The organism is Methylacidimicrobium sp. AP8 (assembly GCF_903064525.1).
Taxonomy (GTDB): Bacteria; Verrucomicrobiota; Verrucomicrobiia; order Methylacidiphilales; family Methylacidiphilaceae; genus Methylacidimicrobium.
In genome coordinates this window covers 1401029-1415424 of sequence record NZ_LR797830.1, presented here as the reverse complement: position 1 = coordinate 1415424, position 14396 = coordinate 1401029, and the positions used below count along the sequence as shown (strand labels likewise).

The following is a 14396-nucleotide window of genomic DNA, read 5'->3' as shown; positions in this document are numbered from 1 at the left end:
GGTGCTGAGGAATCGATGCGTCGCTGCTACCTAGTCTGTTATGACATTCGGGATCCAAAGCGTCTGCGGCGCGTCCATAAGGTTCTCAAAGGATATGGCGAAGCTTGGCAGCTCTCGGTGTTCTTTTGCGTCCTGCAGGACATCGATCGTGTCCGACTGCAGTCGGAGCTCGAGGAGCAGATGAATCTGAGCGAAGATCAGGCGGTGATCTTGGACCTCGGGGCAAGCGAGCAAGAGGCACGGAAGGCGGCGACGGTGATCGGACACTCGCTCCCGGAGCAGTATGGTGGTGTGGTAGTTGTTTGACAGCGGGGCGGATCTGTGTAAAGATGGAGTTTGGCCCCTAGAGGGGGCCGGAACGCCAGGTACGTGTCTCTCCCTTCGATGGGTATAGCACCTGGCGTCGATCAGTTTTGCGCCGAACCGCGCAAGTTCTTTGAAATCGGGAGGCGAGCGTGGAGGTGGCGGAGAGGGCCCCAAGAGATGCTCGCATCCTTACAACGCGCTGACTATGAGAAACATGTTGTTTCCGGAAGAGCAACGTCAAACGAGACAGGTGCGCCGCGAAGATCCGCACTCGCATCTGTCCTAGGAGCGGTTGTATTGCAAATGCTTACAAAGCGGCGGCGGTTCGGGTCGGCGCAGGCCTGATCGACGGACACTAGGCTGACGGGGGTCATCGACGCGCCCGACCTGGTGCGGTTCGGGTCGGCGCAGGCCTGATCGACGGACACCTTGAACGGAACGATGTTTTGAAACCGCGCTACCAGCGCGGTTCGGGTCGGCGCAGGCCTGATCGACGGACACCTGTATTCATGATTCCTTACCATTTCCCCGTCGCGCGGTTCGGGTCGGCGCAGGCCTGATCGACGGACACGAGATAATCTCGGATCAACTGCGCCTTATGGAGTCCGCGGTTCGGGTCGGCGCAGGCCTGATCGACGGACACTTTCCAGCAGCGGGGCGTTTATACAGGTCCCTGCGGGCGGTTCGGGTCGGCGCAGGCCTGATCGACGGACACTGGACGGAGACGAAGTAAGATGAAGAACGTGACGAGCGGTTCGGGTCGGCGCAGGCCTGATCGACGGACACATACCACTTTTGCGCGCGTTCTTGTTCAGCCTTTAGCGGTTCGGGTCGGCGCAGGCCTGATCGACGGACACTCGGTACTGTATCGAGGGCCGGACGGTACGCCGGGGCGGTTCGGGTCGGCGCAGGCCTGATCGACGGACACTGGGAGCTTCTCAATGTTATTCCGATCGCTCCAGGCGGTTCGGGTCGGCGCAGGCCTGATCGACGGACACTCGTGCCCGTGGTATATTCCGCCGCAGGTTCCGTGCGGTTCGGGTCGGCGCAGGCCTGATCGACGGACACTCGGTATTGTATCGAGGGCCGGACGGTACGCCGGGAGCGGTTCGGGTCGGCGCAGGCCTGATCGACGGACACTCGAGAGGACCTCTAAGCGGTTTCCCCGTAGGATGCGGTTCGGGTCGGCGCAGGCCTGATCGACGGACACCCCAGTTGACGAGGTACCGCCCGATAGTCAGACCGTCTGCGGTTCGGGTCGGCGCAGGCCTGATCGACGGACACGAGGGTCGGGCGGTATGCATCTCGTCGTCCGATACGCGGTTCGGGTCGGCGCAGGCCTGATCGACGGACACACATGTGCGGGACCATCGCGTACAGGGACATCGCGCGGTTCGGGTCGGCGCAGGCCTGATCGACGGACACCGTTTCGTGGGCGGTTCTTCTGTCTTGGGGGCGGGTGCGGTTCGGGTCGGCGCAGGCCTGATCGACGGACACTTCGGCGGCTGGCACGTGGAAATCACGGGCGCGCGGGCGGTTCGGGTCGGCGCAGGCCTGATCGACGGACACATCGGCCCCGCGAGCGATTCGCGCGGAAGCTCACCAGCGGTTCGGGTCGGCGCAGGCCTGATCGACGGACACTACAAACGCTTTCTCAAACCCGCAGGCGTACAGGCTGTGGTTCGGGTCGGCGCAGGCCTGATCGACGGACACCGCATATGGCAATATCCGGTTAGGGACGGCACGTGGCGGTTCGGGTCGGCGCAGGCCTGATCGACGGACACGCTTGCTGGACACATTCCTTCTCCTTCGTCTCTTCGGCGGTTCGGGTCGGCGCAGGCCTGATCGACGGACACAGCAGGGCTGCCGACTTGAGCGCGGCAATGACCCGCGGTTCGGGTCGGCGCAGGCCTGATCGACGGACACGTCGATGCGCCCAATGGCCTCTCGGCCCAGGTGTGCGGTTCGGGTCGGCGCAGGCCTGATCGACGGACACGTCGTGAGCGCCAGGAGCCGTCGGTGGACTGCTTGCGCGGTTCGGGTCGGCGCAGGCCTGATCGACGGACACATAAAGGCGCTTAAGTCTTTGACCAGCAGCGTTTGCGGTTCGGGTCGGCGCAGGCCTGATCGACGGACACACCTGCAGGCCAGGGTGAAGCCGGTCACCGGTGGCCGCGGTTCGGGTCGGCGCAGGCCTGATCGACGGACACAGCAGGGCTGCCGACTTGAGCGCGGCGATGACCCGCGGTTCGGGTCGGCGCAGGCCTGATCGACGGACACCCACAACCAAATGCGTATGAATCTGCGGATCGAGGCGGTTCGGGTCGGCGCAGGCCTGATCGATTGGCACATCGCATGAGGTCAGTTTGTGCCAGGCCTATCGGCTTCCGGCTGTGGAGTTCTGTGCCAAATACCGGAGGGCGGATGTAGTCTTCCCTCCGGTTGCGTGATGCAAACGATCTGTTCAGCGTAATGTCGGCCCAGGTTCTCGCGGCGCCATCCGCTCATGCGGGTACGGTCCAAGAGCTAAGGCGTCATCGACCAGGTAAATGTCCTTCGCGTCGGCGGAAAAAGGGCCCCGGGTTGTATCGGCGGCCATTCAGAACCTGGGTCTTGTTTTTCGGCTCCGAGCAAGGACAGGAAGAGCGGGGGTAGATGAACCGGGCGCCGCGTCGGCCGGAAAGCTCTGAGGAGCCTCCCGCCGTCCAGTTGTCGATCGTTCCGATCGAGACGCGGAGGATTTCCGCGTGCATCCGCTTGGTCATCACGGCCGGGAACTCCTCGATTTCCGGCCGAGATTCCTCTTTGTGCTTGGTCGTTTTCCCGGAGTTCCTATGCGCCGGTTGGCGCAGGGAAGGGAAGCGACGCGCCAGTTCGGGAAGGATCTAAGGAATCTATCGAGATTACCAGAGGAAAAATGGAATCGGAATTCTGCTGGAAACCCGGTTAATCCGGGAGACCCCTACAAAACCCGCTTAACGGTTCATGGAGTTGTTCTTCCTTGCCTGAACGTGCGTTCAGCGGGTGTGAGGGAAGGGAAAGGCCCCCAGGGAGAACCTGCCCAGTTCCAGGGGTGCCGGCGGAGGGACTCGAACCCACACCCCGTTGCCGAGACCAGATTTTGAGTCTGGCGCGTCTGCCATTCCGCCACGCCGGCTTGCTTCCGCCGGCCGATTCCGCGCAGAACCGGCCCGAACCAAGGATAGGCTATCAAGCAAACAGGTTTCTCTCCCCTTCGTCAAGGAAGGAGCGGAACGGGGGATGGTTTGACAACGGGTAGGACAGAGTTCATACGAAGGAAAGCCGTTCCGGGAAAGCGCTTCCGCCGAGGAGGGCGAGGTGCCGAGCAGCGGGTTCTTCGGGAGAAGAATCCGAGAATCAACCCTTCCGGAGCGGCAGGAGCAGAATGAAAGCGAACGTACTGTCGCGGTTCGTGATCGGTGGCGCGTTGCTGGGTCTCGGGTGCGGGATCTCGGGAAGGGCGTGGGCGCAGGGAATGCCCTCGGCGTCCGGACTCGAGCAGCAGGCCGAAAGCCAGGCCCGGAAAGAGGAAAAGAAGGCGGAAAACGAAGGGAAGGGGGAGGAGAAGAAGGCGCAAAACGACGTCAAGAAACAGGAGAAGAAGTCGGAGCACGCCGCCAGGAAGGAAGAGAAGAACGCCAAGAAGCATCTCCACAACAAGGGCAAGAAGGAGAGGAGCTCTCTGAGGAAGGCGGAAAAAGACTTGGGCCTCTAACCCCGATTTCTCACCAATGGCAGGCATAGCGGAAGGCAAAAAATCCGGCAAAAGGGCATAGGAAAGGCCGTCTTTCCCTGGTATAAGTGCGTTAAGAAGACGTTACTACAACCAGGAAAAAGAAACGGCCTTCCCTGACAGAGTGTAGCCAAGAGACTTTTGCGTTTACAGATCATTTTTCGCGACGGGTGGAAGCGGGATTTACCGCGGGTCGGATCTCCAGCGATGGGGGCGCAATTCTGTTGCGGGAAGCGGATCGGAAGATCGGTTTGTTAAGACGGTTAGAGGGTTGCTTCGTGGATCGACGCCATCCGAAACGCATTGTGCATCGGGTACGGGAGATGCTTGCCCAGCGCATTTTCGGGATTGCGATGGGCTACGAAGACCTCAACGACCATGAGCAGTTGCGGACCGATCCGTTGGTTGCTCTCCTGAGCGGGAAAAGCGATCTGGAAGAGGATCTGGCGGGCAAGAGCACGCTCAACCGGCTGGAACTGGTGGGTCGAAGCGAGCGCTACCAAAAGATCGACTACTCGGCCGAAGCGATCGACCGTCTTCTGGTCGATCTCTACCTCCAATCGCATCCCCAGCCCCCTGAGGAGGTGGTGCTCGATCTGGATGCGACCGACATCCCCCTTTACGGACATCAGCCGGAGCGCTTCTTCCATGGTTACTACGACTCCTACTGCTATTTGCCGCTCTACATCTTTGCTGGCGATCAACTCCTTGGCGTCCGGCTTCGGCCATCGAACCAGGATGCGTCGGCGGGCTCCCTTACGGAGGTGAGCCGGATCGTGGAACAACTCCGTACCCGTTGGCCCGGAGTCCGGATCGTGCTCCGGGCCGATTCGGGCTTCTGCCGGGAAGAGATCATGGCTTGGTGCGAAGCCCATCAAGTCGACTACCTCTTCGGCTTGGCCCGCAACGAGCGCTTGTGCCGGACCATTCAGGGGTCGATGGAGCAAGCCCGTCGTCTGCACGAGTCGAGCGGCAAGCCGGCCCGCTTCTTTACCGAGTTTGCCTACCGCACCTTGAGCAGCTGGTCGAGGGAGCGCCGGGTGGTCGCCAAAGCCGAGTGCCTGGAAAGAGGGGAGAATCCGCGCTTTGTCGTGACCTCTCTCTCCACCGAGGAGTGGCCCGCCCAAAACCTTTACGAGAAGCTCTACTGTGCTCGTGGCGACATGGAGAATCGGATCAAGGAACAACTCCACCTCTTTGCCGACCGGCTCTCGACCGCGCAAATGGCCAGCAACCAACTTCGCCTCTACTTCTCGGCTCTCGCTTACACCCTGGTCGAAGCGCTGCGACGGCTGGCTCTGCGAGGAACGGACTGGGCCGAGGCCCAGGTCGACACCCTCCGGCTCAAGCTCTTTAAGATCGGCACGCTGGTCCGAGTCAGCGTCCGCCGCGTCTTCCTCTCGATGAGCAGCGCCTATCCTTGGAAGAGCCTCTTTACCCACGTCTTCCGAGTGCTGCGTTGTTGAGCAGGTATCAAAACCCCACCTCTTCTCCTTCCGCAAAGCCTACGATCGGGCGGAGCCTTGCTCCACAACCGGCTTTTTGCGCTTTGCAGCGCTCGCGTTAAGGCAAATCGAATGAAAATCTTGCTCGATCCTGCCTCACGAAGAGCTCTGCGCGGCCGGAACTGCTCGCAAGCGACTCGATCGGCACCTCTCTCGCCCGAAAGCTCGTACTGGTGAGAAATGGGGGCTAAGCCCGGTGTTTCCCGCCCGGACGCGAAAGGGGGAACGCCCGCCCGGGCGGATCCCCCTTTCGGGTTCAGCCCCACCAGCGCAGGAGGCTGAAGAGCAGACCGGAAAGCAGGATCGATGCCGGCAGGGTGAGAAGCCAGGCCGCCGCCAAGCTTCTGACGGTGCCCCACTGGAGCCCGGAGCCGTTGGCGGTCATCGTTCCCGCTACCCCCGAGGAGAGGACGTGAGTCGTGCTCACAGGGAGGCCGAAGAGGTCGGCAAAACCGATCGTGCTCATCGCCGTCACCTCGGCGGCGGCTCCTTGGGCGTAGGTGAGGTGCTCCTTTCCGATCTTCTCCCCCACCGTGACAACGATCCGTTTCCAGCCCACCATCGTGCCTAGGCCAAGGGCGAGGGCGACCGCCACCTTGACCCAGGGCGGGATGAACTGGATGGCTCGACTCATCCTTTGGCAATAGGCCGTCAGAGCCTCCCGGTCGCCGACGCCCAGGCCGACCTGGCGCGATGTCGTGAGCGCATGCAGCGACTGGTCCAGGACGAAAAGCTTGTTCCGGATGTTGGCGACCTGGCCGGCGGGCACTTCCGCAAACGACTTGGAGGAGCGGAGCTGGACGGCAACATCGCGGAGAAGCTGCCGGATCGCGGGGATGGTCTCCGGCTCGAGCTTCCGGCTCCGGATAAAGGCCCTCGCTCGGTTCGCGGGATCCGGTTCGGAAACGGCTGCGGGCGGCGCGTAGCGGTCGAGGATCCGGATGCATTCCTCGGTCTGGGTCAGCATCTGCCTGGTCTCATGTTCCGGAATGGCATGGTTAAGGGCATAGACGGTGGGGACGACTCCTATCAAGATGAGCATGATGAGCCCCATGCCTTTCTGCCCGTCGTTGGAGCCGTGCGCGAAGCTGACTCCGGTGCAGGTCAAGAGCAGGAGGGAGCGGATCCAGAGAGGAGGCGGCTCGTCGCCTTGCGGCGGGCGGTAGAGCCGCGGGTCGCGAACCAGCGCCTTGGCGGCGACGAGAAGAAGCCAGGCGATGCCGAATCCGATCAACGGCGAGAGCAATAGCGCCTTCCCCACGTTGACCGCCTGCGCCCAGTCGATGCCCGACAGGCTCCCGCGGCCCGAGAAGAGCCGGCTGGCCAGCCCTACGCCGATCACCGAGCCGATCAGCGTATGCGAGCTCGAAGAGGGAAGCCCGAGGTACCAAGTCCCGAGGTTCCAGAGGATCGCCGAGGAGAGCAGGGCGAAGATCATGGCGAATCCGGTCTGGCTGCTGACGTGGAGGACGAGCTCGGGGGGCAGGAGAGCGACGATGTTGAATGCGACGGCTCCCGAAGAGGCGAGGACTCCGAGCAGGTTCCAGCTCCCCGACCAGATGACGGCGGTCCCGGGGCGGAGGGTGCGGGTGTAGATGACGGTCGCCACCGCATTGGCCGTGTCGTGGAAGCCGTTGACGAACTCGAACAAGAGAGCGGTGAGCAGGGCCACCGCCAGCAGGACGAACGGCAGGAAGGCCAGAGGCCGGGAGCCGGAGAGGTCCCGGAAAAAGTGGACCGCCGTGTAGAGAATTCCGAGGAGGACCGCGAAGCCGAACAGGGCGAAGCCCCCCTTTCCTCCGCAGGGGATCGTCCGATTCGTCGGCTTGGGCAGGGGATCGTATTGCGTCGAAAGCTGAGCCATCCACCCCCCGGAGCGCGCAGTGCGTTCGGGCTCAGCCTATCACGATGTGCGGCTTGGTCAAGGCCGAGGTCGGTCCGCTGTCGTAAGCAAGTGAAGTGACCGCCGCGAGGACAGATGAAGTGACCGCTTGGGTATTGGGGGCTGGAGTGTCCATGAGATGGGGGCATGGACGGCTTTGGCGAAGCGGAAGGATGGCGGGTCATGAAAGTTCAGGAGGTGATCATGCGGGCGATGGCCAAGCGGATCAGTTGGTTGGATGCGGCGGAGATTTTGGGATGGAGTCCTCGGACCCTTCGGCGGTGGCGCGCTCGGTACCGGATTTGGGGATACGACGGGCTTTTTGATCGGAGGAAGCGGAGGCCGAGTCCGCGGAGGGTGCCGATGGAGACGGTGGAGAAGGTTCTTGGGCTCTATCGGGAGCGCTACGAGGGATGGAACGGGCGGCATTTTCACGAGAAGCTTCGGGAGGAGCATGGGATTGAGTTGAGCTATTCCTGGGTCAAGTGTGCGTTGCAGACGGCTGGGTTGCTGCCGAAGCGGAAGCGGGGGCGGGTTCATCGGCTGGAGCGAGAGCGGAGGCCGATGCGGGGGATGTTATTGCATGTGGACGGGAGCACTCATGATTGGATTCCGGGGTTGGGATGGCAGCCGGATCTGATCGCCTTTGTGGACGATGCGACCAGCGAAGTCTACGAGGCCTTTTTGTGCGAGGAGGAAGGGACCAAAGCGATCCTTTCGGGCTTACGGAGCGTCATTGAGAAAGAGGGGCTTTTTTGCAGCCTCTACACCGACCGGGGCAGCCATTTTTTCCACACGCCCGAGGCGGGAAAAGGGGTAGACCGAGAGCAGTTGACGCAGGTCGGCCGGGCGCTGGCGCAGTTGGGCATCGAGCACATTCCCAGCTACTGTCCACAGGGCCGAGGACGGATGGAGCGCTTCTTCGGCACCTGGCAGGGGCGGTTGCCGCGGGAGATCCAGGCCGCGGGCATTCAGACCCTGGAAGCGGCCAACGAGTACATCCGGAAGAAGTTTCTTCCCTGGCATAACCGCACCCTGGCCGTAAAGCCCAAGGAAGAGGAGAGCGCCTTTATCCCGGCCGGAGGAGCCGACCTGGATGGGATCCTCTGCGTTCAGGACGACCGAATCGTCGGCAACGACAACACGGTCCACTGGGGGCGGAAGAAGCTCCAGATCTTGCCCCAAAGCTGGCGCAGCGGCTTGGCCAAATGCCGCGTCCGGGTCTGTGAGCATCTCGACGGCAACCTCAGCGTCCGGTACGGCCACCGGATCGTCGGCTGGTACGACTCGGAGGGCAAGCCGCTGGAGCTACAGCAAACCAAGGCGGCTTAAAAGAAGAGCAGAACTTTGCCCTTGGCCCGGGGCAAGGGCAAGAACCCCAAAGGAAAGAACAATCCAATACCCCGAGCGGTCAGATCACTTGTTACCAAAGCGGTCAGTTTGACATGTCTTCAACAGGCCGAGGTCGGTCCGCGCGGAGGGATGCCGGCGAAACCAGAGGGGCGAAGGCAAAAGGGCGCGGCGGCCCGGCCGCCGCCCGTCGGCCGAGCCTTCCCGCGGGGCGCATCGGCGCTTGCGCCCGGCCCGGGAATCGGCCATGGGTAGGGAGAAACTCGCTGTGCCTATGAAAGCGGTGGTTCTCGAACGCCCCGGCGGGCTGGACAGGCTGCGGACGGTCGAACGGGAGGACCCGGGGGCCCCGGGACCGGGAGAGATTCGTGTCCGCCTCCATGCCAGCTCCCTCAACTTCCACGACTATTTAGTGGTTACGGGAAAGCTCCCGATTGCCGAGAACCGCATCCCGCTCTCGGACGGTGCGGGGATTGTCGAGGCCGTCGGGGACGGGGTTTCGGAGTTTGCGACCGGGGATCGCGTGGTCTCCTGCTTTTTCCCGCTCTGGCAGGACGGAGGGCCGGTCGCCGGCGACTTCGCGCAGGTGCCCGGCGACGGCATCGACGGCTACGCCCGGGAGGCGGTGAGGGCTCCGGCTTCCTGGTTCACCCGCGCGCCGGCAGGCTGGAGCTTTGTCGAAGCGGCGACGCTGCCGACGGCGGGCCTCACCGCGTGGCGGGCGCTGGTGGTCGAAGGTCGGCTCAAGGCCGGCGATACGGTGCTCGTGCTCGGCACTGGGGGCGTCTCGATCTATGCCCTGCAGATCGCCAAGGCGATGGGGGCGCGCGTGATCGCGACCTCCTCCTCCAAGGCAAAGATCGAGAGGGTTCTTGCGCTCGGAGCCGAGCGGGCGATCGACTATCGGCGGGAGCCGCGGTGGGCGGAGGAGGTTTTGCGCTGGACCGGAGGGCGGGGAGTCGACCACGTGGTGGAAGTCGGCGGGCCGGGAACCTTGGGCCAGTCGATCCGCGCCTGCCGGGTCGGCGGCCGGATCGCTCTGATCGGCGTCTTGACCGGCATCGAGGGATCGGTCCGGACGGCCCTTCTCATGCAGCGGCAGATCCGGCTCCAAGGGATCGTCGTCGGCAGCCGCAGCCACCAGGTCGACCTGGTGCGGGCGGTGGAGGCGACGGGCCTTCGGCCGATCGTCGACCGGACGTTCCCGCTGGCCGAGATCGCCGACGCCTTCCGCTATCAGGAAGCCGGCAGGCATTTCGGGAAGATCTGCCTCGAGATTTAGGGTGGGTCTGCCGAAGGGCGCTCCGGTGCCGGGGCGCCGGCGGATTCTTTGGCGAAGCCCCGGTTTTTGTTCGCCCGCTCTCTTCCCGGCGGCCAGAATCCCGCCGCAAGGTTCGATGACTCCCGATTTCCGATGCGCGCTCGATCCGATCCTGGAGCGGGCCGTCGCCGCCCGGCCGGGCGTACCCGGCGTGGTCGCGATGGTTACGGATCGCGGGGGGAGCTTGTACGAAGGGGCGGCGGGGAGGCGCCGGATCGACCGTCCGGAAGCGATGACGGCCGACACGGTCTTCGCCTTCTATTCGACGACCAAGGCGTTCACGGCCACTGCCGCCTTGCGGCTCATGGAGGAGGGCTGCCTGGATCCGGATGCGCCGGCGGCGCGGTACGCCCCGCAGATCGGGGAGCTGCCGGTGATCGAGGGATTTGCTCCCGGCGGCGATCCGATCCTCCGCCCTCCGAAGCGGCCGATCACCGTCCGCATGCTCCTCACCCATACCGCAGGGTTCGGCTACGAGTTCTTCAACCCGGTCTACGCCCGGCTCCACCGGGCTCGCGGCCAGCCGGCGAGCGTGACCGGACGCAAGGCGAGCCTCCTGACCCCGCACCTCTTCGACCCCGGGGAGCGGTGGGAGTACGGGACGAGCATGGACTGGTGCGGCCAAGTCATCGAGAGGGTCGCGGGCCGGCGGCTCGGGGAGGTCTTCCGGACCGAGCTCTTTGCGCCTCTCGGCATCGAGAGCAGCGGCTTCTCCTTGACGCCTTCCCTGCGGGCGAGGCTGGCCGCGCTCCACAAGCGGGCTCCGGACGGATCGCTCCAGCCGACCGACTTCGCGCTGCCCGCCGACCCGGAGGTCGAGATGGGCGGCCACGGCCTCTACGGGACGGTCGGCGACTTTCTGCGGCTGATCCGGATGTGGCTCAACGACGGAATGGGCGACCGGGGTCGGGTTCTCCGGCCGGCAACGGTCCGGACGGCCGAGCAGAGCCGGATCGGGCCCGGAAACATCCCCCCGTTTCCCGGCGCGGGATCCCGCCGGCCGCGCCTCGCGGAGCATCTGCCGGGGCCGTCCAAATCCTGGGGGCTGGGCTTCCTGATCGACGGAGAAGATCTCTCGACGGGCCGCCCGGCCGTCTCCCTCAGTTGGGTGGGGCTTGCCAACACCTTCTTCTGGATCGATCGCCGGAACGGGATCGGCGGCTACTGGGCGACCCAGGTCCTCCCCTTCGGCGACGCCGCCGCCTCCGGCGGCTATCTGGATTTCGAGAGCGCGGTCTATGCCGCCCGGGGGAAAGGGAGGAACGGGTGAGGCGGGCGTCGGGGAACGCGGGGAGGAGGGAAGGGCTTTCTCCCCGGGGTACGGACCGCCGGGGAGCCGCCGGCCCGGCTCCGGTTCGAGGAGATCGAGGTGGTCCTTCTGCGCAAGCGGATCCGGAACCTCCGCCTGCGGGTCTCCCCGCCGGATGGGAGGGCGATCCTCTCGGCCCCTTGCGGGGTCCCGCTCGCAGCCCTTCGGGCCTTCGTGTCGTCCAAGCTCGACTGGATCCGCCGGAAGCAGGCGGAGGTCCGCGCGCGGCCTCCCGCGCTCCCCTTTTCCTACGAGGAGGGGGAAGGCCACGAGCTTTGGGGGGAGCGGTATCCGCTCCGGGTGGTTGCGGGATCGGGTTGGGCCCGGGTGGAGTTCTCGGCGGGGGTGATCCTCCTCCACGTTCCGCCGGGGGCGCCGCGGGAGCGGAAAGAGGCTCTGCTCGCCCGCTGGTACCGGGACCGGGTCCGGGAGGCGGCCCTCGCCCTGATCGAGGAGTGGGAGCCGCGCCTGGGCGTCCGTGTCGATCGCCTCTTTGTCCAGAAGATGCGGAGGCGCTGGGGGAGCTGCAACACCCGCGACCGGCGGATCCGCCTCAACAGCGAGCTGGCGAAAAAACCGTTCGACTGCTTCGAGTACGTGGTGGTCCACGAGCTGGCCCATCTTCTGGTCCCCCGGCACGACCGCCGCTTCCGGGCGATCCTCGACCGTTTCCTGCCCGACTGGCGGGAGCGGCAGCGGCGGCTCAACGCATAGCCGCGGCGCTCCCTCGGGCCGGCTTGCTCCCACCGCTCCCCGCTCGCCCGCGCTCCCCGCTCGGCGTTCAGCCCCGCAGCCGCTTGGCGATCTCCGCAACGTGGCGTCCCTGGAAGCGGGCGATCTCCTTTTCGTTGGCCGACGGCTGCCGGGAGCCGTCCGGGCCCGCCAGGGTGGAAGCCCCGTACGGGGTCCCCCCCGTGATTTCCGCCATATTAGTGAGGCCGGCGATCGTGTAGGGGACCCCGACGATCACCATTCCATGGTGGAGCAGGGTGGAGTGGAAGCTGGTGATCGTCGTCTCCTGGCCGCCGTGCTGGCTTGCGGTGCTGGTGAAGACGCTTCCCACTTTTCCGACGAGCGCCCCGCGCGCCCAGAGGCTTCCCGTCTGGTCGAGGAAGTTGCGCATCTGGGCGGCCATGTTGCCGAAGCGGGTCGGGGTGCCGAAAAGGATCGCATCCGCCTCGGCCAGCTCTTCGACCCGGGCGAAGGGGACATGCGCAAAGGCCGCGCGCGCCGCCTTGGCCCCGGTCTTTTCGAGGATCTCCTCCGGCACGAGCTCGGCGACCTGCCGGAGGGCGACCTCCGTTTCCGGCACCTCCCGCGCCCCCGCGGCGACCGCCTCGGCCAGCGTGTAGACATGTCCATACATGCTGTAGAACACGATGAGTACTTTCGTAGCCATAACACCCCTTCTTTGGTTACCGCTTTTCGAGATTCGGCACGGACCCGGCCGATTCCGTGCCTGCTTGCTCGGCCGCTCCCCGCCCGAGCTTGCGGCAGAGCCGCCCCAGCTCCGCCTGCTCCTCCGGGCTGAGCACGGCGAGCAACGCCGTGATCCTGGCCGCGTGGCCCGGAAAGACCCGGCGGATCAACCGGAGACCCTCCGGGGTGAGCCTGACCGTGATCGAGCGCCGGTCCCTCGGGTTTCTTTGGCGCCCTACCAGGCTCCTCCGCTCCAAGTTGTCGACGACGACCGTGATGTTACCCCCGCTCCGGAGGAGCTTCCGGCCGAGCAGCCGCTCGTTCATCGGGCCCAGATGGTAGAGGGCTTCCAGGACGCCGAGCTGCGCGGTCGTCAGCCCCGCGCGGGCCAGGGGACCGCGGAGGGCCGCGACCAGGGTCTCCGAAGCCCGGGTGAGCTTGATGAAGCAGTCCAGCGCTCGGATCTCGGAAGGCGTTCCTTGGTATCGGGTCGGCATGATAATTGAAATTCAAATGATTTGGGTTTAAAATATGGCCGGAGGCCGGGCGGGGTGTCCAGCCGAACTGCGGAACTCCTTCCTCCGGGCTTCTCGGGTTTTCGGAGGTTCCGAAAGGGGGGATTGGGCGATAGAATCGCCGCATGAGCGATGCGTTGGCGGGGAAGGTTGCGCTGGTCACCGGTTCCTCGCGGGGCATCGGGGCCGCGATCGCGCGCCGGCTGGCCGAGGCGGGAGCGCGGGTCGTCCTCCATGCGAACCGGACGGCCGGACGGGCAGAAGAGATCGCCCGGGAGATTGGACGAAGGGGCGGGGAGGCCGCCGCGGTCCGCGGCGATCTTTCCACGGAGGCAGGCGCCCGGAGCGTGGTCCGGGCCGCCTTCTCCCGGTTCGGAGCGTTGGATATCCTCGTCAACAATGCGGCCGTCGGCGACGGCGGAGCCGTCGAAGACCTTGCCGGGGAGGCCGTCGGCCGCCTGCTCGCGGTCAACGTGGCCGCCGTCCTCTTCACTACGAGCGAGTTCGTCCGCCTGACCCGGAGCCGGAGCGGGCGGATCATCAATCTGGGCTCCATTGCGGGACGGCTGCCCGCTCCCGGAGGATCGGTCTACGCCGCATCCAAGGCCGCCGTCGAGTCGCTGACCCGGAGCCACGCGGTCGAGCTGGGCGGCCGCGGGATCACGGTCAACGCGGTCGCTCCCGGCACCACCCGGACGGAGATGGCGGCTACGGTCTTCCCGCCGCCTCTGCTCGCCTGGTGCGCTGCCGCGACCCCGCTGGGCGGCTTGGGAGAGCCGGAGTGGATCGCCGAAGTCGTGGCCTTTCTCTGCTCGGAGCGCGCTTCGTGGATCACCGGCCAGGTGATCGGCGTCGACGGGGGGCAGCCGACCTCGACCGCCCTGCTCGGATACATCGGCGGGCGGATCGGCGCCGCTGCGCCCGAGGGCGGATCGGAGCCTCCCGGCGGAGGGAGGAGTTCTTAACGGCCATTTCTCACAAGCTTTCTCCTACGGCTTGCAAAACGGGCTCGTCTGCTTCGCTCCCGCTTGGTTT

Annotated in this window: 11 protein-coding genes, 1 tRNA gene and 1 CRISPR repeat array; of the genes, 8 read left to right on the top strand and 4 right to left on the bottom strand. The window is 65.2% G+C overall.

Annotated features, from left to right (window positions below):
- Nucleotides 1-15 precede the first annotated feature (15 nt).
- Nucleotides 16-306 (top strand): CRISPR-associated endonuclease Cas2, encoded by a 291-nt coding sequence (cas2, locus tag MTHMO_RS06605; RefSeq protein ID WP_202214077.1) that lies wholly within the window; start codon nt 16-18, stop codon nt 304-306.
- A gap of 320 nt (nt 307-626) precedes the next feature.
- Nucleotides 627-2656: a CRISPR direct-repeat array (repeat unit 34 nt; unit sequence GGTTCGGGTCGGCGCAGGCCTGATCGACGGACAC).
- A 724-nt stretch (nt 2657-3380) separates the two neighbouring features.
- Here cas2 and MTHMO_RS06600 read toward each other — a convergent pair.
- A tRNA-Leu gene (locus tag MTHMO_RS06600) sits at nt 3381-3463 on the bottom strand.
- Nucleotides 3464-3712: 249 nt separating this feature from the next.
- Here MTHMO_RS06600 and MTHMO_RS06595 point away from each other — a divergent pair.
- Together MTHMO_RS06595 and MTHMO_RS06590 are read left to right on the top strand one after the other, a co-directional pair.
- Complete coding sequence (locus MTHMO_RS06595) at nt 3713-4042, top strand: hypothetical protein (protein ID WP_202214076.1); 330 nt, start codon at nt 3713-3715, stop codon at nt 4040-4042.
- A gap of 134 nt (nt 4043-4176) precedes the next feature.
- Nucleotides 4177-5526: an IS1380 family transposase gene (locus MTHMO_RS06590; RefSeq protein WP_202214869.1), complete on the top strand. Its 1350-nt coding sequence runs from the start codon at nt 4177-4179 to the stop codon at nt 5524-5526.
- A 295-nt stretch (nt 5527-5821) separates the two neighbouring features.
- On the opposite strand, the gene MTHMO_RS06585 is transcribed toward MTHMO_RS06590, so the two are convergent.
- Nucleotides 5822-7429, bottom strand: coding sequence for an inorganic phosphate transporter (locus tag MTHMO_RS06585; RefSeq protein ID WP_202214075.1), 1608 nt, complete (start codon nt 7427-7429; stop codon nt 5822-5824).
- 201 nt (nt 7430-7630) lie between these two features.
- Here MTHMO_RS06585 and MTHMO_RS06580 point away from each other — a divergent pair, with 201 nt between their 5' ends.
- The 4 genes from MTHMO_RS06580 (at nt 7631) to MTHMO_RS06565 (ending at nt 12141) form a co-directional block, all read left to right on the top strand.
- Nucleotides 7631-8779, top strand: coding sequence for an ISNCY family transposase (locus MTHMO_RS06580; RefSeq protein WP_237394810.1), 1149 nt, complete (start codon nt 7631-7633; stop codon nt 8777-8779).
- Nucleotides 8780-9071: 292 nt separating this feature from the next.
- Complete coding sequence (locus tag MTHMO_RS06575) at nt 9072-10079, top strand: NAD(P)-dependent alcohol dehydrogenase (RefSeq protein WP_202214073.1); 1008 nt, start codon at nt 9072-9074, stop codon at nt 10077-10079.
- 115 nt (nt 10080-10194) lie between these two features.
- Complete coding sequence (locus MTHMO_RS06570) at nt 10195-11388, top strand: serine hydrolase (RefSeq protein WP_202214072.1); 1194 nt, start codon at nt 10195-10197, stop codon at nt 11386-11388.
- Nucleotides 11389-11487: 99 nt separating this feature from the next.
- Nucleotides 11488-12141 (top strand): M48 family metallopeptidase, encoded by a 654-nt coding sequence (locus tag MTHMO_RS06565; RefSeq protein WP_202214071.1) that lies wholly within the window; start codon nt 11488-11490, stop codon nt 12139-12141.
- Between the two features lie 67 nt (nt 12142-12208).
- On the opposite strand, the gene wrbA is transcribed toward MTHMO_RS06565, so the two are convergent.
- Nucleotides 12209-12826 (bottom strand): NAD(P)H:quinone oxidoreductase, encoded by a 618-nt coding sequence (gene wrbA / locus MTHMO_RS06560; RefSeq protein ID WP_202214070.1) that lies wholly within the window; start codon nt 12824-12826, stop codon nt 12209-12211.
- Nucleotides 12827-12842: 16 nt separating this feature from the next.
- A complete protein-coding gene (locus MTHMO_RS06555) occupies nt 12843-13343 on the bottom strand; it encodes a MarR family winged helix-turn-helix transcriptional regulator (RefSeq protein WP_202214069.1) in 501 nt (166 codons plus the stop codon).
- Between the two features lie 143 nt (nt 13344-13486).
- On the opposite strand from MTHMO_RS06555, the gene MTHMO_RS06550 reads away from it, so the two are divergent.
- Complete coding sequence (locus tag MTHMO_RS06550) at nt 13487-14326, top strand: SDR family NAD(P)-dependent oxidoreductase (RefSeq protein ID WP_202214068.1); 840 nt, start codon at nt 13487-13489, stop codon at nt 14324-14326.
- Nucleotides 14327-14396 lie beyond the last annotated feature (70 nt).